This is a genomic window from Clostridium aestuarii, from assembly GCF_026735135.1.
Lineage (GTDB): Bacteria > Bacillota > Clostridia > Clostridiales > Clostridiaceae > Clostridium_H > Clostridium_H aestuarii.
This window is the reverse complement of the sequence record NZ_JAPQER010000005.1, coordinates 17,437-43,629: the sequence shown is the minus strand read 5'-3', so window position 1 is coordinate 43,629 and position 26,193 is coordinate 17,437. Positions and strand designations below refer to the sequence as shown.

Annotated in this window: 20 protein-coding genes; 8 read left to right on the top strand and 12 right to left on the bottom strand. The window is 27.4% G+C overall.

The annotated features are described in order from the left end of the window. Window positions 1-102: 102 nt before the first annotated feature. The 3 genes from OW763_RS11985 to OW763_RS11975 all read right to left on the bottom strand — a co-directional run bounded on the left by OW763_RS11985 (window position 103) and on the right by OW763_RS11975 (window position 8,266). Window positions 103-1,260: an ATP-binding protein gene (locus OW763_RS11985; protein ID WP_268041384.1), complete on the bottom strand. Its 1,158-nt coding sequence runs from the start codon at window positions 1,258-1,260 to the stop codon at window positions 103-105. 297 nt (window positions 1,261-1,557) lie between these two features. Further along, the gene (locus tag OW763_RS11980) at window positions 1,558-6,051 is read right to left on the bottom strand and encodes an AAA domain-containing protein (RefSeq protein ID WP_268041383.1); all 4,494 of its coding nucleotides are present in this window, start codon (window positions 6,049-6,051) and stop codon (window positions 1,558-1,560) included. A gap of 1,528 nt (window positions 6,052-7,579) precedes the next feature. Then, entirely contained in the window at window positions 7,580-8,266 is a 687-nt protein-coding gene (locus tag OW763_RS11975) for a hypothetical protein (protein ID WP_268041382.1), read from the bottom strand. A 322-nt stretch (window positions 8,267-8,588) separates the two neighbouring features. On the opposite strand from OW763_RS11975, the gene tnpB reads away from it, so the two are divergent. Further along, window positions 8,589-9,749 carry an IS200/IS605 family element RNA-guided endonuclease TnpB gene (gene tnpB / locus OW763_RS11970; protein WP_268041381.1) on the top strand — a complete coding sequence of 387 codons (1,161 nt, stop codon included), beginning with the start codon at window positions 8,589-8,591 and terminating at the stop codon, window positions 9,747-9,749. A 21-nt stretch (window positions 9,750-9,770) separates the two neighbouring features. Here tnpB and OW763_RS11965 read toward each other — a convergent pair whose 3' ends face one another. The 3 genes from OW763_RS11965 to OW763_RS11955 all read right to left on the bottom strand — a co-directional run bounded on the left by OW763_RS11965 (window position 9,771) and on the right by OW763_RS11955 (window position 12,402). Then, window positions 9,771-11,210, bottom strand: coding sequence for a DEAD/DEAH box helicase (locus tag OW763_RS11965; protein ID WP_268041380.1), 1,440 nt, complete (start codon window positions 11,208-11,210; stop codon window positions 9,771-9,773). 409 nt (window positions 11,211-11,619) lie between these two features. Next, window positions 11,620-11,952, bottom strand: a complete 333-nt coding sequence (locus OW763_RS11960) for a hypothetical protein (protein ID WP_268041379.1) — start codon at window positions 11,950-11,952, stop codon at window positions 11,620-11,622. Window positions 11,953-12,198: 246 nt separating this feature from the next. Continuing rightward, window positions 12,199-12,402, bottom strand: a complete 204-nt coding sequence (locus OW763_RS11955) for a hypothetical protein (RefSeq protein WP_268041378.1) — start codon at window positions 12,400-12,402, stop codon at window positions 12,199-12,201. A gap of 352 nt (window positions 12,403-12,754) precedes the next feature. On the opposite strand from OW763_RS11955, the gene OW763_RS11950 reads away from it, so the two are divergent. The 3 genes from OW763_RS11950 to OW763_RS11940 all read left to right on the top strand — a co-directional run bounded on the left by OW763_RS11950 (window position 12,755) and on the right by OW763_RS11940 (window position 14,779). Next, a complete protein-coding gene (locus tag OW763_RS11950) occupies window positions 12,755-13,321 on the top strand; it encodes a sugar O-acetyltransferase (RefSeq protein WP_268041377.1) in 567 nt (188 codons plus the stop codon). Window positions 13,322-13,430: 109 nt separating this feature from the next. Continuing rightward, window positions 13,431-14,423, top strand: coding sequence for a DMT family transporter (locus OW763_RS11945; protein WP_268041376.1), 993 nt, complete (start codon window positions 13,431-13,433; stop codon window positions 14,421-14,423). A 5-nt stretch (window positions 14,424-14,428) separates the two neighbouring features. Further along, a complete protein-coding gene (locus OW763_RS11940) occupies window positions 14,429-14,779 on the top strand; it encodes a hypothetical protein (protein WP_268041375.1) in 351 nt (116 codons plus the stop codon). A gap of 138 nt (window positions 14,780-14,917) precedes the next feature. Here OW763_RS11940 and OW763_RS11935 read toward each other — a convergent pair whose 3' ends face one another. Both OW763_RS11935 and OW763_RS11930 read right to left on the bottom strand, forming a co-directional pair. After that, window positions 14,918-15,520 carry a nuclease-related domain-containing protein gene (locus OW763_RS11935; RefSeq protein WP_268041374.1) on the bottom strand — a complete coding sequence of 201 codons (603 nt, stop codon included), beginning with the start codon at window positions 15,518-15,520 and terminating at the stop codon, window positions 14,918-14,920. Window positions 15,521-15,661: 141 nt separating this feature from the next. After that, entirely contained in the window at window positions 15,662-16,291 is a 630-nt protein-coding gene (locus OW763_RS11930; protein WP_268041373.1) for a DUF1847 domain-containing protein, read from the bottom strand. Between the two features lie 307 nt (window positions 16,292-16,598). Here OW763_RS11930 and OW763_RS11925 point away from each other — a divergent pair, with 307 nt between their 5' ends. After that, complete coding sequence (locus tag OW763_RS11925; protein WP_268041372.1) at window positions 16,599-16,760, top strand: hypothetical protein; 162 nt, start codon at window positions 16,599-16,601, stop codon at window positions 16,758-16,760. A gap of 27 nt (window positions 16,761-16,787) precedes the next feature. After that, window positions 16,788-18,380, top strand: a complete 1,593-nt coding sequence (locus tag OW763_RS16920) for a MutS-related protein (protein WP_268041371.1) — start codon at window positions 16,788-16,790, stop codon at window positions 18,378-18,380. A 94-nt stretch (window positions 18,381-18,474) separates the two neighbouring features. Here OW763_RS16920 and OW763_RS11915 read toward each other — a convergent pair whose 3' ends face one another. Beyond that, window positions 18,475-19,389, bottom strand: coding sequence for a DMT family transporter (locus OW763_RS11915; protein WP_268041370.1), 915 nt, complete (start codon window positions 19,387-19,389; stop codon window positions 18,475-18,477). Between the two features lie 83 nt (window positions 19,390-19,472). Further along, a complete protein-coding gene (locus OW763_RS11910; RefSeq protein ID WP_268041369.1) occupies window positions 19,473-21,248 on the bottom strand; it encodes a methyl-accepting chemotaxis protein in 1,776 nt (591 codons plus the stop codon). A 259-nt stretch (window positions 21,249-21,507) separates the two neighbouring features. On the opposite strand from OW763_RS11910, the gene OW763_RS11905 reads away from it, so the two are divergent. After that, window positions 21,508-22,056, top strand: coding sequence for a hydrolase (locus OW763_RS11905; protein WP_268041368.1), 549 nt, complete (start codon window positions 21,508-21,510; stop codon window positions 22,054-22,056). A gap of 153 nt (window positions 22,057-22,209) precedes the next feature. On the opposite strand, the gene OW763_RS11900 is transcribed toward OW763_RS11905, so the two are convergent. Both OW763_RS11900 and OW763_RS11895 read right to left on the bottom strand, forming a co-directional pair. Next, entirely contained in the window at window positions 22,210-23,046 is an 837-nt protein-coding gene (locus OW763_RS11900; protein ID WP_268041367.1) for an MBL fold metallo-hydrolase, read from the bottom strand. Between the two features lie 119 nt (window positions 23,047-23,165). Continuing rightward, the gene (locus OW763_RS11895) at window positions 23,166-24,686 is read right to left on the bottom strand and encodes a hypothetical protein (RefSeq protein ID WP_268041366.1); all 1,521 of its coding nucleotides are present in this window, start codon (window positions 24,684-24,686) and stop codon (window positions 23,166-23,168) included. A 376-nt stretch (window positions 24,687-25,062) separates the two neighbouring features. Between OW763_RS11895 and OW763_RS11890 the strand changes: the two genes are divergently transcribed. Continuing rightward, on the top strand, window positions 25,063-26,172 hold the full coding sequence (locus tag OW763_RS11890; RefSeq protein ID WP_268041365.1) for a threonine synthase: 1,110 nt from the start codon (window positions 25,063-25,065) through the stop codon (window positions 26,170-26,172). Window positions 26,173-26,193 lie beyond the last annotated feature (21 nt).

Sequence of the window (26,193 nt, the reverse complement as noted above, 5' to 3'; positions counted from 1 at the left end):
ATTGTAGTCTATAATTTTCCACCCTTTAGACTAACATCATTTAACAAATTTCTTGTTCATTTAGTTATTAATGTTTAAAATATAAAAATTAATTTACAAAGATTAAATTGTATTATTGCTCTTAAGAATTTTCAAGTATTCTTCATATGTTTTTATTCCAACTTGTCTTGCCGAATTCACCTTTAAAAAATTTTTCAACATTTCAACTTCTCTTATTGGCTTTTGATAAGTAATTGAAATATTCTTATCTTTAACTATAATTGACAAAGTCTTTTCAACACTATCTATCATATATTTCCTCATTTTTTTATAGACATCGGAATTTATATCAATTCCATCTTTTGTAGTATTAAATGGTAACAAATATGGATTTTTACATTCTACATCTAAATAACCCCTAAATGTATAAAATCTTTCATCAAACTTTGGTGTCTCAATCTCATCATATAATTTATTATATCCCCATCCACTCAACTTACTTTTATCTAAATATACTATTGTTCTTCTATTAAAGGAAATATTCCACCCGCTTTCTTCTAGTGAATACTCTCCTTTCTTCACTATTATTCTCATCATAATACTATTAACTTTATATGAAGTTCTAAATATTTCTTTTTCTATTTCTCTATTAACAGTTAAGATATCTCTATTAACTATTATTTGTATATGTTGCTTTAGTATTTGTCTATATGTTCTATTTATTTCTTTCTTTAATTTATTAACAAATTTTTCAGAACTAAAATCTTTTGATATGTTTTCATATAATTCACTAATTATTATTTTTGTACCTTTAACTCCCTTTTTTGAATCTCCTTCTTTTTTTAAGTATATATTCCAATTATCTGTTCTTTTCCATTTTTTAATATTTAAATCAATACAAAAATAACTGTTTTCACTATTAGATTCTACAATTATCTTATTTCCCATTTTAAAAAATGCTCTTTTCATTCCTATTCCAAATCCACTAGCTGAAAATTCCTTCAAATTACTATTATTTTCATGTCCGAATCTAAAAGCATAATTGCAGATATCTTCTTTAGATATACCTCCACAATTATCTTCAATAATAAATTTATTCTTAGTAATAGTTATTTTTATATAATATCTAGAAAAATAACTATCTTTTACAAATCTTTTAGCTCCCTCTATAGAATTATCTATCAAATCTAGTATAGCTTTGTTTAAGTTTATATCTCTTATTAATGAAAATATAAAAAATTCTTTTGTTGGAGTCATATTTACAGTAGAATCTTTTTTCATAATAATCAACATTCCTTATTTTACTGATTATAATAAAATTATATTATACATTCTTATAACTTATACATAACTTTTCCATATCTCAAGCTTTAAAATATCTTCTGAAAAATATAATAATTTAATAATACTATTAGTTATACATTAAAATATTTTTTATAAAAGAATAAAATTCCTAAGTTGTAGGCTTCTTAGGAATTTTTATTTCTCAATTCTTATATTATTTATACTAAAAATATCAAATTTCGTTATCTATGTTCAGGTATGTCTAAAGGTCTGACTTATTCTTGATTTAATTTTTTATTCTTCTTTCCACTCTCTTCTTATTTGTTCTGCTCTAGAAATTATTATTTCTTTTAAATCATATGTTTCATTTTCTTCACTAGCATAATTTGAAGTATCCGTATATATCTCCATATCAGTTAACTTTTCATATATCATTTCCATTGTTCCTATTTCATTTTTGAAGAATTCACTTCCTCTAATTCTTATAAATCTCCAACCAAGTCTTTCTAAAATTGCCTGTCTAAGCATATCTTCTTCTAATTTATCTTCTCCATGCCATTTTTCACCATCACATTCTATTGCTACTTTATTTTCCTTATATACAGCTACCATATCTATTCTATATGATCCTACTTCCCATTGAGGAACTATTTTATAGCCTTTATTTGTTAAATATTTCATTACTCTTTTTTCAAACTCTGACTCAGCTTTATTAACATTTAAATTATAAGCATTTTCTCTTGACTTAGGATTTTTAATGTAATCTATAAGTTCCTTTCTAATATCTCCAGGTTTTAAATCATTTTCTGAGTCTATAGAATGTACTAGCCATATTTGATCTTTGGCACGACTTACAGCAACATTATATCTTTTTTTATAAAGATTATCTGTTCCATATCCATTAAGCCTTATAGGTCCTTCTCCTTCATTTGTGTCAACCATAGATAAGAAAATAATATCTCTTTCATCACCTTGAAAATTTGCAGGATTTCCACAAAGTATGTTTCTATTTCTATATTTCGCTGGTTCCATCTTGCTTTGAAGCATTTTATCTATAATAGCTGCTTGTTTATCTCCTCTTAAAGTAATAACTCCAAAAGTTTTATCATTGTATTCTTCCATTTCACAACATGCTAAAATAAGTGAAACTACAGCATCGGCTTCTTTTTCATTAGTTTTATTTACACTTATAGCATTATCTACTTTATAACTAATCGTAGCTGGGCGTGTTTTTACATTACTTGTTTCTCTAAGTGGCTTTATCTGTCCATTATACGAAAGCATATTAGAATATTGTATTATATCTGGAACACACCTAAAATGTTCTCTCAACCTAACTGGTTGATAACCAGCTGTTTGTGCTAAATCGTATATAGAAAATTTTCCAGAATATAAAAAATGATTTGGAACTTCATATAAAAATTCTTTAGATAATCTTTCTATATCTTCTGTCTTTTCACCTATTGCAAGTGGACTTACCTGCTCATTGTCTCCTACAATAATTACCTTTTTACCAAGATAAAGTGCTACAAGTGCCATAATGTCTGCTTGACTTGCCTCATCTATTATTACAACATCAAATTTATTTTTACTTGGATTGAAGTTTTCAACTACTTTATTTAAAGGCATAATCCAAACTGGTACAGCTGTTTGACAAAGTGGCATCAGTTTTCTAGCTTCTGCTTTTAAAGCTTCTGCTCTTTTTCCCTTTCCTGAACCTATTTTTCTAATTAATTGTCTCCATCCTTCTATCGCTTGAACCTGCTGCTTATTATTTTCAAAATCTAATAGCTTTGAACTCCAAGCCTTTTTAAAAGCTAGTTCTGCTGTATTTTCTTTCAAATATTTTTCACTTTCCAATATTTCACCTTGAATATTTTCTATAGATAAACTATTTCTAACTTCTATTTGCCCACATAGTTGTCTATATATCCATGCTTCTTTTATATTTTCAAGCGGTTTACCTTCTCCATGTATTCCATTTCTATCTTCTATCTTCTCAGCCCAAGCATTGGCTGTCTTTTTAAGTTTATCAATTAATTTTTTTCTTCTTTCAATAGTTTTACCTAAAGTTTTTATGTGAACTAGAGTTTCATAAGTATCTTGATATAGTTCTACATCTTCATTTGTTAGTGAATCTTGTAATCCCTTTAAAATAACACTAGTCTGCTTATTAGGATACTTATTTATAACTCCCTCTAAACTCTCGTATTGTGCTTTGTATTTTTCGTAGTCTATTCTATATATTTCCGATTCCATAGTTTCTATTAATTTTGGAGATAAGTTTGTCTTTATATATCTAATTCTACTAAACCTATCAGCACTTAAGTCCACTTCATTATCTATGCTTTCTACGTCAAGACCATAACATTTTAATTTCTCTATGATTGGTTGCCATATTTTTTTATACCATTCAATATTACTATGTATAGTATTACAATACTTTTTACAAATCTGTTCAAAATTTTCACCCATTTTTTCTGATGAATCTGCTCCTAAAACAGCAACTTGTCTATCCCATCTATTTTTAAGCTTTTTTCTGTTACAAAGCAGCTCATAGTAACTTCGCAAAGCTTCAAACTCTCTTAAATTCTTAGGATAATTCGTGTTTACTCTACATGAGTTAATAGTCTTTTTCCATCTAGAATTTAACATTAGACTAAATCGTCCTATTTTACCTCCACTTTCTAATCTAGCTATTATATCATCTAAACACTTTTTTGTGTCTATATTTTCTTGTAAACTAATAAACTCTGGATTAAATTCAATCCTTATCTCTGATGTATTAACTGCTGTTTCATATACTTCATCAATTTCTTTAATTAGATTTTCCCATTGCTGTTTAAGTACTTCTTCCTTTCCGTCCTCAATACTTGCAAGAGTCCATTCTTTTTCAAGATTTATATAATCTAAAGCTTTATTTATATCATTTACTATATTTTTTAAATCTTCTCTTGAATACTCTGATGTATTATTCCCCCATAATTCAAAATTCTTCTTTAACTCAGTTTGCGAAAAACTTTGCTTGTTTTTTATTAGTTTTTTAAATTCTGCAGGAGTTAAAAGATTATCAATATTAGGTAAATCAAAATCATACTCTCTCTCTTCCTCTACAGATATGCTTTTATTTGTTTTATATAATTCTAATATCTCGTCATTAGAGAGTGAAGGAAGCACTCCTAACTCCACAGGTACAGGTATCCAGCTAGCTTCTTCTTTATGCATTTTAATGAATTTAGCTGCATCCACAGGCTTATATTCTTCTCCACCTATAACTATAGGTCTATACTCATTTAGCCTAGCATTTTTAAGATCATTTCTTAATTTGTGCAATTTATCAATATTATATTTTCTAGTTCTTTCTAATTCATCTATTTCTTTTTTTAAAATAACGGGATCTAATCTTGATCTATTTTCATTTATCTTATCTAATGTTTTCTCCATTTCCTGTCTGCTTTCTGTGGTGGATAGCAGACTTAAGCAAAGAGATTGTAAATTTTTCACAACTTTTTCTTTTAAAACCGAAAGTGCCTTTTCACTATAACTTGTAACCAATATACTTTTACCTTGTGCTAAAATATGTCCTATCATATTTGCTATCGTATGAGTCTTTCCTGTGCCTGGAGGTCCTTGAACTAAAACTGCCCCTTTTCTTTCAAGATGCTTTGCAACTGCAAGCTGTTCAGAATTTGCTGGTTTTGTAAGTAATATATTCTTATCTAAACCATTAGGATCTAAATTTGCAACAACTGATTTTGGGCTGTTTTTACAGTTATCTTCTTCACTGCATCCTACTATATCTTTTAAAAATCCTGGTATTGTATCATTTATATTCATATCTTCAATTATAGAATCTATAGCAACTCCAAACCCCAAATTTCGCTTTCTTAAAAAAAGAACTGGTCTTCTATATATTTGGGGAAACCCCACACCTTTTTCAATTTCATCATTAGAATTAACAAGTTTTCCTTTAGAAGATAATGATAAGGCAACCCTATTCAAAAATAAATTTGATTTATCTACTTCAATAGGACTATATTCATTTTCCTGTAAATCATTTGAAACATCTTTTAAAAGCTCCAAATTTATATCATCTATATTATAAAAAAGTGAATTATATATCTCTGGTTCCTTATCAGAAGGTATAATTACAAACTCTGGAATATCAGCATTAAACTGCATTTTTACACTTTGAAGTAATACAGGATGTTCTATAAATTTTTTATTACTATAAAAAAGAATTCCATCTCCGATCATCAATTCAACCGATTCTGATTGTTTTTGTATATCAGAATAAAGTGAATACATCTTATTAAAGAATTCTGCTGACTCTCTTGCTGGCTTTTCATTTTTAATCCATTCATCTCTTTCTATTTTCCAATTTTCTAACTCTTTCACTCTATTTTCATCATCTTCAAATTTTGTAAACACATATTTTTCTTTATCATCTTGTCCTACTTCATATAAAGGATTTAATACTTTTAATTCTTTTAAAACTTGTATATCATCATCTACATTTCTCCATCCTTTTTTTACCCATTCAACTAATATCGCTGGAATAGGAGGACATTGTTTTAGTTCTGGTCTTCTAACACTTAGAATAATATCTTCATCTATTTTATCTGAGTATATATTATTTACTATAGAATCATGTACTGGAATACTATCCATCCAACTTTTCCAAACTTGATTATCTATATCTACAACTACAGGATTTTTAATATCATTATATTGCTTTAAAAACGTAAACAATTTAATAAGTTTATCTTTAGAATTATTATCTTCCATTTTATCACCTTCAATTTTAATTAATAGTTTATTGATATTTTTCAACATTTACCCAGCTATAAACATAATAAAACAATTTTGTATAAAATTCCACGAAAAATATTAGAAATTTCAATTTTACTCTAAAATAAATGTTCTACCATAAATAACATTATGTTGTATTTACAATTTATATTACTTTATCTATCTATTAAAATTTAATAAATACTTATACTTTCTATTTTTATGTAACTATAAATAACAGGGCTTGGTGGGTGGGATATGAATTTAATTATTATAGTTCTACAGCTCCTGGTACAAAACTAACATGCCCTATACTTACTGGAGCTTGTTATGGTTTGTACCAGGAATGTACAACTATAATTTCCCAATTGATAGACCACAGAGGATTACTGCTAGGGTTTGGGGCTATGCCCCATTTTAAATTATTCTATCCCAATTTAGCTAAATAACAGTTTTGCGAAGTAGTCACATGTCCCTTTAGGGCTTGTTTATTTCGCAAAACGAGCGGGTTATTTGGCGAAGTTGGGCAAACCCTAGAGGAATCCCCAAGAGAAAAAGACCTGTAAGGAATGCAGTAAAAAGGGTGGACTTGCCTTGCAGCACAAAAGTACGGACATGACTTTTTAATGCTTGTACGTGATATTTGGAGCTGGAAGCATGTCAACCCTTGCCCTTGCGCTCTGTCGGGTAGCTATAAGCAGAGAGCCAAAATCCATAATTTTGTGCGAATCGCTTACTCATTTGAGAAACGAAAATGAGTTTCCTTATAATTTTACAGATACTTAAGCTATAGAAAGCTTGAAGACGTGAAAGACTTATAGAGGTTTAGTATCTCTTAGCAAAACAATGAAGTTCGTTGGGTGACAGGGTTTAGCGCCATAAAAATTATATGTATTAAGTATATATACACCTATAATAACTATACTATTATCTACTATTCTATTAATTTCTAATTTAATTATTTTTATATTTATTTAAACTTTTATCTTTATAAATAATAAAGCTGCTTTACTATAATTATGTATGTTAAAAAAATTAAGATTTTAAAATATACACCTTCGTGGTATAAGCTTGACAAGCTCTAATTCTCTAAGAGCTTGTTTTGCTTGTTCCACGCCCTATTTTAAAACAAGGCAGTGCAAGCTTGGCATGCCCACTTTGGTGGACTTGTTTTGCTTGTACTGCCTTATCAAAGAATTTTTTTGAAGTTGATTCAGTAGCTATAGGGGAATACATTCATGAATGAACTTCGAAAAAATTCATCCTTATTATTCTCTTAAGTAGAAGTGAAAAGCTAGTTTGTTTTTGAAGGGTTTTTCGGAAAAAATGAACTAGGTTCCGACTTCTACATCATATACAATACATAACTATTATAGATTAAAAAACCCTCACACATATACTAAATTTTTATATAAACCTATATATTAATACTTATATTCATTTGTTGCACAATATTGTGCTGTTACGACTTAAGTACTTCCTTTACCATTAGTTCTTCACGCTACTATTTAAGAATTATATTCCCTTAAAAACCATGTTCCATAATTTTAACTACTTCTTTTTTATTATATAACTGATACTCAACATCTTCCCAATACCATTGAGAATCAAATGAACTTTTTCGTGTATAATCATTATCTAATCTAACAACTATTTGTTCCTTTACATTTAATATGCTTCGATTGCCATAAGTTCTATAGTGTTTTTCAAATTCATAAAAATCTTTTCCTACATAATCACTTAAAGATTTTGGTAAATACACCCTAATTTTAAATTCATTTTGACTTCTACTATAATCTATTAATTCTAATTTAAAATTTATAGTTAATTCTTCATTAGAACCATTTAAATTAATATCTGTATCTACTATGTCTACAGCATTTAATCCATCTCTCTTTAACCAATGATAATTTGTTCTAGTAAAATCTAATGACCAATTCATTATTGGTATTATAATCGTTACTATTAATAGAAAAATTAGTATTCTGCGCTTATCTGCAAATCTTTCTAAACTTAAAATACCTTTTATACCAATAATGAATACCGCCAATGGTATTATCCCCGAAAGATAAATCACACTATTTTTATATCTTATTGGTCTTATAATATATTGAATTATAGAATATGAATCATGAGGAAGTTTATATGTTAGTAATACTGCTATGAATACAATTCCTAGATATTTAAACAACTTTTTATTATCCTCACTCAATGTAATCATCTCCTAATCTCTACTTTACATAATTATACTATTTTCCTGTAATCATTATGTTTCCTTTACGACGCACTTTCTTTAAATTCTGCAACACCACTCCATATGAAGTGATATCACTCCAACCCTTATTATAACAATATAACATATTTTACCCAATAAAAAATAACCCTAAACACCTAGTATTTAGAGTTATAAAGCTTTTATCATTTGCCCGTAAGACACCCATCCTCTATAGGTGGTTGATGTAAGGGTGATGTTAATAATTACAAGTATAAATTTAGCCATATTGGGTATACCATATGTGTTAAGGGGTGAAGTTATGAAACTAGCTTTTAAGTATAGAATATATCCAAATAAAGAACAAACTATAATGCTTAATAAAACCTTTGGTTGTAATAGATATATTTTTAACCATTATCTTAATTATAAAAATGAACAGTACAAAGAAACTAAAAAATCAGTTTCCTATAAAGAATGTTCAAGCTTATTAACTAGCTTAAAATATAATTTAGAATGGCTCAAAGAAATTGATAGTATATCTCTGCAACAAACATTAAGGGATTTAGATAAAGCATTTAAAAATTTCTTTAAAGGTTATGGATTTCCTAAATTTAAAAGTAAACATAATCACTTTCATAGCTATAGAACCCAAATGGTTAATAATAATATTGTTATAGAAAATAATAAAATCAAACTTCCCAAAATAGGTTTTGTAAAACTTAAATATCATAGGCAACATAAAGGTAAAATTTTAAATGCTACTGTATCTAAAACTAATACAAATAAATTCTATGTTTCCCTATGTTGTGAGGTTGATAATATAGAAAAATTCCCAAGACTTAATACTACTATTGGAATAGATGTAGGTATCAAGTCTTTTTGTGTTACTTCTAATGATGAAATTATTGATAATCCTAAATTCCTTAAAAAGTATTATAAAAAACTATTGAAGGCTCAGAGGAGATTATCAAGTAAAACTAAAGGAAGTAACAATTTTCACAAAGCTAGAATTAAACTAGCTAAGATCCATGAGAAAATAACTAACTGTAGGTTTGATTTTCTCCATAAGTTAAGTTCAAGACTAATTAATGAAAACCAAGTTATTTGTCTTGAAAATCTTAAAGTAGAAAATATGATTAAAAACAGTAAACTGTCAAAACTCATTAGTGATGTAAGTTGGTCTAAATTTAGACAACTCCTAGAATATAAAGCTAAATGGTATGGTAGAACTATAGCTTTAGTTGATACCTATTACCCTTCGAGCCAAATATGTTCTAACTGTGGTTTTCAAAATAAAGATGTTAAAAATCTTAATGTTAGAGCATGGGAATGTCCAAATTGCCACTACATACATAAAAATAGAGATTACAATGCAGCACTAAATATATTAAAAGTAGGATTGGAACAATCCGATTTTAAGCCTGTGGAGATAGTAGGTTACGAAGTCTTTGAAACAGGAAGCTCCCACTTCAACCGTTAGGTAAGTGGGGGTAGTTCACTGCTATACCTTACTTACATTACGAAGTCTTCCTTTAATTGTTGTATTCTGTAACGCTTGAAAAACCAGCTCACCTTTATTGTTTAATATCTCTACAAAAGTAGACACATCAAGTATATTTATAATACCTATATCTGCTGCTGTCATACCTTTAATATTACAAAGTGTACCTACAATATCTACAGCTCTCATCTTTGTTTTCTTACCTGCATTAATATGTAATTTCATAATTTCCTTGTTTAACTTTTCACCTTTTGTTTTTTTAACTTTAGGTTTACTGTTCATCTTTGTAATAAATTCTTCTTTAGCATTATTCACAGTTTCTTTATCAGGTTTTTCCTTCAAAAGAATTTCTTTACCTATATACTCATGTATATCATCTAAAAATTTATTTTCATTTTTTGCTACAAAAGTAATTGCTCTGCCCTCATTTTTTATACGACCAGTTCTTCCTATTCTATGAACATAGCTTTCTCTATCTTGCGGTATATCATAATTTATAACAAGAGAAATATTATCTATATCTATTCCTCTAGCTGCAACATCTGTAGCTATAAGATACCTAAACTTTCCTTCTCTAAAACCATTCATCACACTCAATCTATCCCGTTGTTCCATTCCACCATGAATCTTATCACAATTATATTTAAGATTTGAAAGCTCATAACACACATCTTCAACCTTTTGCTTTGTATTACAAAATATCATACAGCTATCTGGATTTTCTAGTATTGTAACGTCTCTTAAAAGTTCCATCTTATCTTTTCTATCTACTGTATATCTTTCTTGGACTATTCTATCTGTTGCTGAATTTTCATCTTCTATTTCAATTGATATAGGTGCTTTCATATATTTATTACATAAAGTTTTTATATCTTTAGGCATTGTAGCTGACAACAACATAGTTACACGATCTTTTGGCAATTCCTTTATTATAGTTTCTATTTGTTCCACAAATCCCATATTAAGCATTTCATCAGCTTCATCTACTATAAGATATTTTATTTTTGATGTGTCAAATGTTCCTCTTTCCATATGATCTATAACACGACCTGGTGTACCAACTACAATATGAGTTTTTTGCTTAAGTTCTTTTTCTTGTCTAGAAAAAGGAGCCTTACCATAAATTGCAGATGCTTTAATTCTTTTAAACCTACCTACATTAAAGACATCTTCTTTCACCTGAATTGCAAGTTCTCTTGTTGGTGTAAGTATTAATGCTTGAGGTTTATTTTCGTCCCAATCCACTAATTCACAAATAGGTATAGCAAATGATGCAGTCTTTCCACTCCCTGTTTGAGATTTTACTACTACATCATTTCCATCTAGCACAGCTGGTATAACCTGTTTTTGAACTTTTGTAGGACTCTTAAAGTTCAGCATACTAATTGCTTTTAATAATTCACTACTTAGTTTGTAATCATTGAAATTTTCTATTATCATATTATCATCTCTTTCTTTAGTTTCATTCGATTTACCATTATAACATATCTGATGTAGTATTCCGCATTTAATTCTTATTCTGCAACCATTTTATATTCCCAATTTTTAAAACAGATCAGATATCCTACAACGATTAATCATAAAATAAAAAACACCTACCATTCACCGATAGATGCTAGTTATACTTCCACTGCTGCATAAGCAGCAATATGCTTTAAACATACCTATAACTATAAATACAAACATCCTGTAATTATATAATTATTCCGCAAAATAAGAATACTAGTATTTATATTATTAATCAACAAAAAATAAAAACATCCTAAGATTCTTCTTAGGGTATAATTAAGGGATTTAGGTCCAAAACACACTTTAAATTTAAACATTTTATTTGTTTTGAAGTCTGTTACTATACTATTCCCAATTTTTTATTTACCATTTTATTTGATCTAGTTGAAGCATCTAGTATTTTTTCATAAAGAGAATTATTATTGTATCCCTGATTTAAATATTTATTCTCATAATATTCAAACGGCAAATTATAATTATTAATATCTAAATGCTTTGCAAGCTTTCTATCTCTCATTAATTTTCTAGCTTGCATTCTATACTTATTTCTTAAAGAATGAGCTTGTATAGCCTGTTCTTTTATTGACAATGATTTATCTATCTTATTGATAATATTTTTGTCATGATGATTATACCATATTCTCACTTCTACATTACTTAATTTTCCAATCAAATTTCTGTGTTCTATAAAATCATTAGCTGTTAAAACCTTTTTAACCTTTCTTTATCTTATTTCTATTATTAATATAGTATACTTTATATATTAAACTTTATCAAATCGAATTAGCCACTTTCCCTTGAAATTACTAAATTCAACTTATACCTTTATGTCATCGCTAACACTTTTCTTCTCACCTTTGCGTAAAAATAAAAAATAATTATAATACAAAGATATTCTGATAATATAAAAAAATTATTCTTATTTAAAAATTACAGATGATAACCTTTTTAAACTCATATAAACTACAAAATATATACTACCCCATAATACTATGTCAATTGCAAGTTTGAAATTAAATATACCTTCACCAAAATTATAATAAAATCCTGTTAATTTATATACTATATGCACAATTACATATGTTATTAAAACTGTAATAACTGTTCTATTGCCATTTTTCATATACGCTCCCCCTTTTAAATTCTATAATAACACCCTACATCAAATTATATCATACCATCCTTATTATAACAAAGTATCATATTTTAACCAACATAAATAGCCATTTGCTAAAATTTTATATACTTCTAAAATATAAATACATAAATAATTCATAACATTATATATTTTCCAGTATCATTCTAAAATAACCTTATTATTCCTAATATATACTATGTGCTTTAAAGATATAACACATGGTTCAATTCTTAAACACTTTACTTTCTATATTAAGCTTTATGAACTGTTTGACCATATTTGCTTATACAACTATGCTATACTATTTCAAGCGCGCACTAAATAAGGAGTGTATAAAATGGATGAAAAAAACAAGAAAAGAATGTTAAATGGAGAAATATACAACGCTTACGAGGAAGGTTTAATACTTTTAAGAAATAAAGCTAGACATCTCACAAAAGCATACAATAATACAGACCCCGAAGCAACAGAACAAAGAATAAATATTCTTAAAAATCTATTTGGTAAAATAGGAGATAATTTTGAAATAGAGCCTCCTTTTCATTGTGATTATGGCACTAATATGGAAATTGGAGAAAATTTTTATGCAAATTTTAATTTTTTAGTTTTAGATGATGGACTTGTAAAAATTGGAGACGATGTATTAATTGCACCTAATGTAAGCATACTTACCGCAACTCATCTAATCAATCCTAAATTAAGGCCTAAAAATGCTGATTATACAAAAGCTGTAACTATTGGAAATAATGTATGGATTGGTGCTTGTTCTATAATAAATCCAGGTGTAACTATTGGTGATAATAGCGTAATTGGTTCAGGTAGCGTGGTTACAAAAAATATTCCAGCTAATGTTGTTGCCGTTGGAAACCCTTGTAGAATAATAAAATACATTGATAAAGAATAATAATATTTTTTTAAAAGTTTAAAATACTGCAAACTAAATTAAAAATATGTAACTTTTGAACTTTGTTATTAAACAAAGTTTCTTCTATATATGAAAGGAAAGATTAATATTGAAAAATATAGCCAGTTTAACATTAGAAAGAGATTTGCATTATGCTAAAAATGGTATAGCTAATTGTTTAATTTCAGGTGTAACTTGGGGAATAGATGCTGTTGTTCTTGGTTATTTATTAACTCAATATCCCTTTAACGATCCTAATACTGCTATACAAGCACCCCTTATAGCAGCCTGTATACACACAGGATTTTCATCTTTTTTGATTTTACTTTACACTTTTTTTAATGGTAAAATCAAAGAATTTGGTAGATGCTTATTTAGTAAAGTGGGTGTACTTATTGTTATTTGTGCATTTTGTAGTGGTCCATTAGCAATGTCAGGATATTTACTTTCTATTAATATGGCAGGTCCTGCATACGCAGCAGTTATAACCTCTAGTTATCCTGCAATAGGAACGGCTTTAGCTATAATATTTCTTAAAGAAAGACTAAACAAAAGAACTTTAATAGGAATTTTATTATGCATTGTTGGATCAATAGCTACAGGATATATATCCCCAACTACTGCATTATATCCTAATTTTTATTTAGGAATAATATTTGCTTTTATCGCTGCACTAGGCTGGGGCTTAGAAGGTGTTTTTGGTGCTTATGCTATGGATATTGTAGATCCCGAAATAGCTATTTTAGTTAGACAAACAACGTCCTTCTTAATGTATGTATTTTGTGTTATTCCATTTATAAAAGGATTTAAAATATTCTTTAACGCATTTACAACTTCTAATATAATACTTTTTTTATTAGTAGGTCTATTATGTAGCACATCTTATATAAGTTGGTATCGTGGCTTAAGTATGACTGGAGTAGGTAGAGCTATGGCTCTTAATATTACTTATCCTATCTGGGTTATAATATTAGAATGGTTGATCAAAGGTGTACCTCCTTCTCCAAATTTGATAATTGGGTGTTCAATAATTGTTTTTGGAGCAATTTTGGTTTCAGGAAATCCAAAAGAAATGTTAAAACTAAGAGAATATAAGGAGTAGTAATTATGAAAATGAAACTGCCAATGAAATTTAGAATTCTTCAATTAATTTGCGAAAAAAGTATTCAACTTAAAATAATAGATACAAACGAAATTATAAACCTAATTAATTTAGAATATGGTAATGAAAAACAATGCTGTACTAAAACCATAAAAACACATATTCTAGCACTAAAATCAGTAGGATTAATTTCTGAAATTAATGTTTATGAAAATAAACATCAATTAATATCTGAATATAAATCAACTCGTGAAGGCTTTAACAGAATGAAACTCATCCCTAATACTGCTGAAAGTTATAAAGAATGGCTGCCTTTCAAAAGACAAGCTAGTGCTTTAATAAATCATAGCAACTAAGATTTTTTATTATATTATTACTAACATATATTTATAAATAATGAATTTTTTACTATATTATAAATATTTGTATAAAAACAATTCTAAATATCTACTATCTAGAATTATTTTTATACAAATATTTTTTTATTACTTTCATTACGATATCTTCTTTACCCTCTTAACATGACTTCTTCTTGCTTTATTACTCTTTATATCAGATTTTTTTATAGTTTTATACATATGTCTAACTTCTTTTCTTGAGAGCACTGGCTTATTATATTTCTTAATAGTTTTTAACAACTCTTTATTATTTACTACATTATAAATTTTATTTTTTAATACTGCTTCATCACTAAACACAATTATAGACCTAAAATTTATTCTACGTTTTAATAAATATTTCAAAGCATCTATATGTGCTTCATTCTGTTTTATAGGACTATAGAATTTATACTGTGATGTTCTAAAAGATTGAATCCATTTTTCATCATTTTTATTTCCATAAACCCATCCTTTATAATTTTTAGTTTCTATTACAAAAATTCCGTATCGCGAAATAACTACATGGTCAATTTGTGTAGTGTAGCCTGTCCTTTTTTTTAAAAGTACATCATTTATGATTTTATACTTAAGAGGATTCAATTTTAAAAGAAGAAGTCTAATCTTTATCTCTCCTATATGTCCTTTTATCTTTGACTTATTTAGTTTACAAAGCAATACTATTATTATGATAATTAATGATATTATTATATAAATCATGTCTTCACCCTTTTGATATATTTTTACAAAATATTATTATATATTATTTTTCTATACATATATTATATAATAAAAGTATATCTATTGATGAAAAATGTCAAATAATAATAGTACTATTTTCTTTGTTTGATTCAAAAATATCTATTTTTTAGGGAACAATTTTTTATTGTAATATCCTTCTGACAAATATAAAGCTTGAACAGGATTATGTCCTAATACTCTATCCTTAGCTACTAATACTGTAACTGGTGCATCAGAATACTTTATAAATAATGAATCGTGTCCCACACACAATCCAACTAATACATTTAAATCTGTTTTCATTTCATTTAATAAAAGAGCTTGTCCTATAGGATTGCACATAGGTTCATGTTCACACTCTAAACTAACCTGTTGTTCTCTTTCAATACCTATCTCCGCTTTAGATATTGAGCCGTTTTTACAAATAATTGAATTAACATTAAAACCATTAGCCTTTAATATTTTATGTAATGCTTTCACTTCTTTTTTTAATCCTGAGCAAAAGGCTATTCCAATATTTTTATACCCACATTTATTTGCAAAATCCATTGTTTCTTCTAATCTAGTTTTTTTACAATATCCTTCTGCTTCAACTAAAGCAGAATTATGAGCTATTTTTGCATTTTCTTCTTCTTTGTATAATTCTTTACTTTTTTCAATATTTTCTGATAAACAGGGGCAATTTTTAGGCATTCTTTCTTTTTCTCCGGTACTACAAACATGACTTTCACATACTGCACAAGTATACATATTAAATCTTCCTTTCTTATTAAGAAATTTTATTAAATTGCTCTTCTCTTTATTAATCTAATTCTATACTACTAATGGTATCATTTCTTTCTATTTTTTACAAAGTAAGAAATTAGTTCTAATAAATTTGCTTTATATTAAATCAAATTTCCAATTCTATGTTGTATTCCGAAAAAATGTTAATAATAATACTACATATACATGTTATTACATTTAACAATATGATATAATTTACTAAGTAAAAATATATAAAACTCTATTTACAAACATATTCACGCTTAACATAAATTTTGATTGGAGGTATATTATGATTAAATATGATGAAAGCACATACAAGACTGTAAAAAATGCTGGTACTACTAATATTGCAATAGGAGCTGTATCTATAGTTTTAGGAGTAACTTTAGGTGTTCTATCTATAGTATCTGGCAGTAAGCTTCTTGCAAAAAAGAAAAATTTAATAGACTAGGAAGAAATTACTTTAGGAGATGATATAGTGTCAGTTTCAGAACTACTATCCTATATATTAGATAAATTATTCAGTAAAAGAGCTTTAAGATATATAAAAAGTACTTGGGCTCACGAAATAAAAAGAAAGAGAAACTATAAAACAATAAAAGAATTCTTTAATGAATCATCTAAAACTGACTTTTATATTGATGATATAACCTGGCAAGATTTAAACATGAATAAGGTATATGAAAAACTTGATCGAACCTTATCTACATGTGGTGAACATATTTTATACAATATTTTAAGGAATCCTTTATTTGATATAAATAAGCTACATTCAAGAAATAACATTATAAAGACTTTTCAAAAAAATGAACCTATAAGAGAAAAAATTCAACTATTGCTATATAAGCTTGGGAGAACAAATAGTGATATTACTTCAGTACTATATAATGACCTTGAAGAAAAACCTTCTTCAAAACTTTTATGTAATATATTTGCACTATTATTTACTGGTTTAATTTTAGTATCCATTGTAACAAGAAATGGTGGTTTTGTTTTTTTCTTAATACTATTAGGATTTGTAAATATGTTTCTTCACTATAAAATGAGTTCATTTATAAAAGAACAGATTGAATCTGTAAAATATCTAGGTTGCCTTGTTAATGTAAGTAATAAAATTTCAAAAATTAATGCTGAAGAAATTGCTGAATATACAAACAAACTTAAAGCTTTAAGTGAACAATGCATAAAGATAGGTAAAAAATCATCTATAGTTGGCAGAGTTGAAGGTCTTGATGTATTTGGTGATTATATAAGTATAATGTTTTTAATTCAAGAACGAAACTATTTTTCTATGATAAACGAAATAGAAAAACATAAGCAGGAACTAATAGAACTCTATTCCACACTTGGAGAAATAGACGCAACACTCTCAATAGCTTCTTATAGAGAAAATTTAGATTATTACGTTGAACCTTCATTAATTAATAATGGAAAAATATTAGAAGTTGAAGATATAATTCATCCTTTACTTGAAAAACCCGTTTCAAATTCAATTAAAATGCACAATAGTGGTATAATACTAACCGGATCAAACATGGCAGGTAAATCAACATTTTTAAGAACCTTAGGAGTTAACGCTCTTTTCGCTCAAACAATTTATACCTGTCTTGCTAAATCATATGCTGGTAGCTTTTTTAACATAGTAACCTCTATTGAACCTCAAGATAACATTATTAAAGGCAAAAGTTATTATCTTGGAGAAGCAGAAGCTTTATTACGAGTTGTAAAAGCTAGTAATAATAATATTCCTTGTCTTACTATGGTAGATGAAATATTCAGAGGAACAAATCCTACTGAAAGAATAAATGCAGCAGCTGAAATAATGGACTATCTAAATAAACACAATACTCTTGCTGCTATAGCCACACATGACTTGATTTTAACTAAAATAGTAAAAGGTTATGACTGCTATTACTTTAGAGAACATGTTAATGAAGATGGTTTAACTTTTGATTACTTAATTAAAGAAGGAATTTCTCCTACAAGGAATGCAGTAAGATTGTTAAAACTTGTAGGTTATCCTGATGAAATCATTGAAAGAATTGAAAATAGAATCGCACAAGGAACTTAATACTAAATCAGAGAAGCAATAAGAATTATTCGCTTCTCTTTTAGTTTTTTGTTAAAACATTATATTTAATTTTTACTATTTATTTCATAACATACTATTTTCTATTAGCTTTAATTCCAAAATAATTAGTTCCCCAAACTCCTGATAAAATCATAATCGCTCCAACAATCTGGTACCAATAAAATGGCTCATGTCTTATTACAATCCCAGCAATAATAGATACTATGCTTGAAATGTTTGCAAAAACAGCAGAACGAGAAGCTTCGATTTTAGATAACGTATAGTTTGCTAAAAAGAAAGCTATAATTGAGGATAATATTCCCAAATAAAGTACTGCTGAAATTACTTTTAAATTTAATAAAGGCACAAAATAATTTGATAGTTCTCCTTTAATAATATGTTGTATTACTGCAATTGTATTAAATGTTATTGCCCCAACACACATCATTGCATAAGTAATTTCTACAGGATTAAAGTCCATTGAGTATTTTCGTGATAATATATTAAATATTGAACCACATGATACAGCCATTAAAAGTATAATTATCCCAGTCATATTTGAACCTATTTCACTACTCTTCATAATAATGGTAAAAATCGCACCTGTAACAGATAATCCCACAAACATTACTTGTATCCTACTTGGAAACTCCTTTAAAAATATTACTGCTAATATTGTTACCATAGCAGGTATTAAAGCTATCATCATTCCAGCTTCTGAAGAACTAGCTAGTTGTATACCAAAAACTTCAAAAATGAAATAAGCTACAGGTTGTACCAATGCAATTGTTGCAAGTTTACGAAGCTCTTTTCCTTTGTATTCAATTTTAATCACTTTAGTTATCTTTAAAATTGATAATACTATCGCTGCTATACCAAATCTAAAGCCTAGTAAATGAATAGGTTCAACTTGTGATAACGCTTCCTTTGTAAATAAAAAGGATAATCCAAATATTAAAGCCATTCCCCCAGCGGCTAAATAAGGTAAGTATCTTTCTTTTTCTATCATAAGTCTACCAGCCCCCTATATATCTCTCTACTAAATAATTCTATAGTAAAAGATTGTAATAAACAATTGATTTAAAATAGAGCTTAAATATTAAATTTTTGTACTACCAAATTCAGCTCATTAACAACCTCTTCAAGTTGTTCTGCATTTTCAGATATACTTTCCATTGCACTTGATTGTTCTTCCATAGAGGCAGAAACTTCTTCAGTAGCAGCAGCAGATTCCTCTGATATAGCAGCTATTCCTTGAATAGAATTTATTACTGAATTTTTATCTTCATTTACTTTATTAATGTTAAGAACAAGACTATCTGATTGTTCAATCATATTTTCAACAGAGCTGTCTATAATTTTAAATGCTTTTTCAGCTTGAACCATCGATGTATTTCCCTCATTAAGAAGAGTTTGTCCTTTATCCATATTAATCTTAGCATTATTTATTTCACTTTGAATTTGTTCAATCATATCTTTAATTTCATCAGTAGAATGAGCAGTTTGTTCTGAAAGTTTTCTTATTTCATCAGCAACAACTGCAAAACCCTTGCCAAACTCACCAGCTCTTGCAGCTTCTATGGCAGCATTTAATGCTAATAGATTTGTTTGTTCTGCTATAGACTGTATAGTCGTTACAATTTCATCAATAGAACTAGATTTATTAGAAAGTATATTTATATTTTGTGCAATTTGTAAAATTGATTTGTTATTCTCTTTAATATTTTCACTTAAAATTTTGATATCATGTATTCCTTGTTTATTAACTGATTTTGTGTTGTTTGAATATTCTTTAAGTAAATCAGCATTATTGTTAACAATGTCGATTTCATCAGCGAGACTTGAAAGTTTTTCTGTTCCATTTTGAGAATCAATTGCTTGTTCTGTAGCACCTTTTGCAAGCTCTTCTACAGTTTTTGTTACAGCTTCTATAGACTGAACAGTTTCCTTTACAGAAGATGCAAATTTTTCTGAGTGCTCTTTAATATTATTTGAGTTTTTGTCAATATTTGCAATAATATTTCTTAATTCACTTCTTAAATTCATTACAGATTTTCCAATAATTCCAGTTTCATCTTTATAACTTAATATTACTTCAAAATTTTTATTATATTTCAAATCTAACTTGGATGTATTATCTATAAGCTTAGTAATTATTAGAATAGGATTGCTTATTCTTTTACTGAAATATAGTGCTGAAATAATAGAAAGCACCATAGATATAATTATAAAAATGCTTATAGTAAATATGTTTTTATGTAATTGTTCTTCTAAAACAACCTTTTTTCCAAGAACTACTTTATCAATATCATCTACATAATTTCCTGTTCCAACAACCCAATCAAAAGGTTCAAAGTAAAGAGAATACGCTCTTTTAGGAAGTGGTTCAATCTGACCTTGTTTAGGAAACCAATAATTTGTGTAATCACCTTCTTCTTTCATACCATTATTAATTAAATCTTGAATCATATACTTTCCTCTTTTATCTTGAGTATTATATCTATTTTTACCTTCTATATCTTTTCCAAGCAGAACTACATTTACACCTTTGCTTGTATCAGCCCAAAAATAACCTTCTTTACTATATCGAGCATTTCTAAGTATATTAGCTCCTAATTTTTTAGATTGTTCAAGTGTTATCTCTCCATTTTTATACTTGTGGTAACAGGTTTGCAGTATGCTAAGCATAGTTTGCACTTCATTTTTTATGGTTTCATCGTAATCGTTCCTTAAATTACTTTCTAGTTCTTGAATGTTTTTTAAATTATTTTGTTTCATATTATAAATACTAAAAATTCCGATACCAGAACCCACAACAAAACAGGTTATAATTACTAACATTATTATTTTGCTACTTATTTTTTTCATACTATCACCCCATCCAATATAAATTATATTATCCATTATTATACCATATTAAACCTTAATTTAATAAATTATGACAATATCAAAACACTTTACCAAGTGTATTTAAAGCTAATATGTTTCATTAAATACTACTAGTTATATAGAACTAACTTTGTTATAATAACCTTAATAATAAGCTGTATTTCAAATAATTATTTATAGCTTATATAAATAAACAGTTTTTTAATGACCTATAACACTAAAGAAGGAGCGATTAATTATGAATAAATTTACTTTATTTAAAGAAGACTCTCTTTTGTTGATCATTGACATTCAAGAAAAATTAGTTTCAGCTATGAAAGATGGAAACCAAGTTATAAAAAACACAAATATTTTAATTTCAGCAGCTAAAGAAATGAATTTACCAATATTTTTTACAGAACAATATCCAAAAGGTCTTGGTGGAACATCTCCTGAAATAAATGATCACTTAGAAAATGCAATTAAATTTGAAAAAAATTCTTTTTCAGCTTGTTCTGATAATTTTATCTTTAACCTTAAAGAAACTGGAAAGAAAAAAATAATCCTTACAGGTACAGAAACTCATATTTGCGTTTTCCAAACTGCTAGAGATTTGATTTCTTTAGGTTATGAGGTTTTTGTAGTGAGTGATGGAGTAATTTCAAGAACAAAAGAAAATTATATGAATGGTTTAGATTTAATGAAAAATATGGGTGCTATTATTACAAATACAGAAACTGTATTGTTTGATTTATTGAAAAAATCCGGAACACCAGAATTCAAACTTCTTTCAAAACTTATTAAATAGTCGCTCAGTTGTTATAATTCCTAACAAAAATGCTATTATGTTTTTACATAATAGCATTTTCCTATTAAATATTTTCCTATAGTTTCTTAAAATTTTTTCTAAAATCATTAGATATCTCATCTTATTCTTTAACTATAATTTTATTATATTAGATTAATATTCTAATACTAATCCTATCCCTACTTCTTTTAAGTTACTAACTTTAGATAACTCTATTTTTGATCTTAAATCTGTACAATGGCATGCATGGAGCTCATTTATATTATTCTGTTTTATATATTCGCAAGTATATTTAAGCGTTTCTTCTGTTGGATTAAGTAAATGAAATCCTCCTATTACATCAACTATTCTATCATCTTTACAAATCTTTTTTGAGTATTCTATAATATTACAAATACCTGAATGAGAACACCCAGTAATAATCACCAAACCTTTTGAGGTTTTATAAACTAATGCAGAATCATCTAATACATAATCATCTATTTCATTGCCATTATATTGAACCTTTCCAATTGGTATTTTGTTTTCAAATTCATTTTGTCTTTCTATTTCACCAAGAAAAACTAGTTTATCTGTTATCCAGATTGGCTCTTTACTTAAAACCACCTCAAAATGTTTGTTTAATTTATCCGCTACAATTAGGGAACCTATTTCCTCATTTTCAGACAATTGTTTGTTTGAAAATGCTAAAGGATGAGCAATAAGTTTTGGTTTATTATACTTTATTTTTTCCATAGCTGCTTCTGTATACAGTTTAATTAAGTCAAATAGTCCCCCAGTATGATCATTATGTCCATGAGAAATAACTATTAAATCTATATTTTTTAAATTTATTTGCATTTTATGTGCATTTTTAATAAATGCTCCTGTATATCCTACATCAAATAAAATATTAATATTATCATCTTGAATAAAATAAGATACCCCTGGTTCACCATAAAAATAACGATCTATAAGTGTATTGTTATCTATAAGAACTGTTAACTTCATTTTTCTCATTTCCTTTCAGTAACATATTTTTTAAACAACCATTAAAAATACACGTTTTTAATGGTTGTTATCTACTTCTTAAGTTGCAAACTTCTTAAGAAGTTCTACTCTTTAATTCTTCAATTTTCAACTTCCAATATTTGTTGCAATTTTTTTAGCCAGTTAGTATTATCAACTTCTCTATTTTTATTGACTAATAGCATCTTAATATTTCCTATATTTTGAACTTTAAGTTTATCTGCTATAGCATTTATACGTTGTTGTATTGGAATTCCTTTTTCTATATCAACCACAACCATTTTCTTATTATTTCCATCAATTAATGTTCTAAGTATTCCATTAATATGTTCATCATCTAGATTAAACCCAAAACCCACCACACAAATAGCATCAGATTTTTTAAAATTTTTGTACATATTAACATATTGCATAGACATCTCAATTGATGTCATAGGTTTTGTCCCACTTTGGGTAAATAACAGTGGTACTAAAAAATGTTTTTCATCATTTTCCAAGTCACTTTTTTTACCAATACGATTCAAATATGGATCATACCAAATTTCTGTGGAACCATTTAAAAAATATATTTTCTCTCCTAAGACATCGCTAATAAATGTATTGTAATTAGTTGTAGCAATTGAGCTTACTACATTTTTTTTATCTATGGCTTGCTTTAAATCGTGATAATACCCATTTTTTATTTTCTTTTTTATCATATAACTGTGGTTTAACATATACTGACGAACTGTAATTAAGAAAATGTTAATTTTACAAAATTTTGCCCATTCATCTTTAGGACAATAAAGATAATGCCAATTTGAATCAATTAATGATTTATAGTCAAGAGCAGACGAATAAATAGTTTCTATAATTTTCTTACAAAAATATAGTATAACATTGTCATCACTATTCAAATCTATTTTTTTGTTCTCTATAACATATTCAAGTCCAGATAATCCTGTTGATTGATAATTTAGCTGAATAATATCACCAATATCATCTAACAAATCTATAGAATCATCTTTAGTTGCAAAAATACCATCATTTATACGACGAGTAAGATTTTGACTAAGTGAGCCAATTTGCAACTGAAATATTGATATAATAATTTTTCTAAGTTCATTACGAACATTTTCACTTAACAAATTTTTATCTTTATATAATAATAACATTGCAGGGAAATAGTTACTATTGAATATTTTATTTCCCTCTTTAAAAATGTCAACAAAAGATATTACCTGAGCCATTTTCAACTTTGCAATATCTTGTCCTAATTTTTCTTCTATAATTTTTGTTACACTTTTATTATATTTTTTCACTAATTTCTTTTCTTCTTTTTTAGCAATATTATCAAAATCATTAAACTTGGCAATAATTTTACCTCGATTATGCTCTATTGTATCGCGAATAATGGTTTCGAAAGCTGATTTTCCGTATGAACTAACAGATTTAGTAGCATAATCATTAGGCAACCAATAAGTTGCATAATGAGTTGAATAGTCAATACTATCTCTTATTTGTTTAAATTTTTCTTTACTTTTATTTGTATCTTGTCTAAATATATCTAAGGCAAATTCACCACCTGAAGGTAAGCCATAATCAATCTCTGCACCAGCCCCAAACAGTATACCAAGTTTCATATACTCTCCCTCTTTCAATCAATAATACATAACTAAATTATACTACATGTATACATTAATTACAGAAAAACGTTTCATTATAAATATCGCCTTAAAATTTGTTTTTTTATATATTTGAAATTTATTCTAACCTTAAAAAAAGAAGTCATTATATATTTTTTTATATAAATAATTTATTTTTATATATTTTTTTATATATATCTTTTTACTAATAATATTAATTACCAAAGTTTTATCGAGTATTCACAGCTTACAAACTTAGTCATAGTATACTTTCTAATTAACAAACACTAGTGATATATTCTATTTAAAAAATATTGACTTTATATAAAAAATTATATAATATATAAATAAAAAATATAGGAAGGAGTTTATTATGAAATACTTATGTAAAAAATGCGGAAATCTCTACGATGCTAATGATAAAATAATAAAATGTAAATGTGGAGGTGCATTATGGCTTGATTTTACAGGTAAATTAAAAAAATCAGATATTAAACAAAATGATTTTACTATGTGGAGATATGCTAAAGCTTACCCTGTTAAAAGAGAAAATGTTAAAATCTCATTTGGTGAAGGATTAACACCGCTTTCTTCTATTAACTACAAAGGGCATAAAATCTTAGTTAAACAAGATAACCTTATGCCTACAGGTTCATTTAAAGATAGAGGAGTAGTAATGGTCACTAACTATCTTAATAATCTTGGTGTAACTAAATTTGCAGAAGATTCAAGTGGTAATGGCGGTTCTTCATTTGCAGGTTACTGTGCTCTAGGAGGTATTGACTGTAAAATATTTATTCCTGCTGGAACTTCTCAAGGGAAAATAGCACAGATGAAAGTTTACGGAGCAGATTTAATCGAAGTAGAAGGAACACGAGCAGATGTGGCAAATGAAGCAATGAAAAATATTGGTGGAAGTGTTTACGTTGGACATAATTGGCATCCCCTTTTTGTCCATGGAGTTAAATCTCTTGCTTATGAACTTTGGGAACAGAACGAGTTCAAGGAACCTGATAATATAGTGTGTGTTGCAGGAAATGGTAGTATTGTAACAGGTATTTATATAGGTTTTAAAGAATTATTGAACATTGGAGAAATAGATAAAATGCCAAAAATATATGCTATTCAAACTGATAATTGCAATACATTATATCGTGAATTTGTAGGAGATACCATTAATTTCAAACCACTCCCAACAATTGCTGAAGGTATATCAATTTATAGACCAACTAAACTAAAAGAAGTTGTAGATTTAGTAAGAGAAACAAATGGTAAATTTATAAGTGTAACAGAAGACGAGATAAAAAACGAACTTCTAAAAGTTGGGAAAAAAGGTTTTTATATCGAACCAACATCAGCAACAGGATTTGCAGGTCTTAGCAAATTAATTAATGACAATGTCATTAATAAAAAAGAACAAACAGCTATTATAATATCCGGAAACGGCTTAAAAGCAACCGATAAAATATTGAATTTATTATAATGCTATTAAAAGATAATCTTA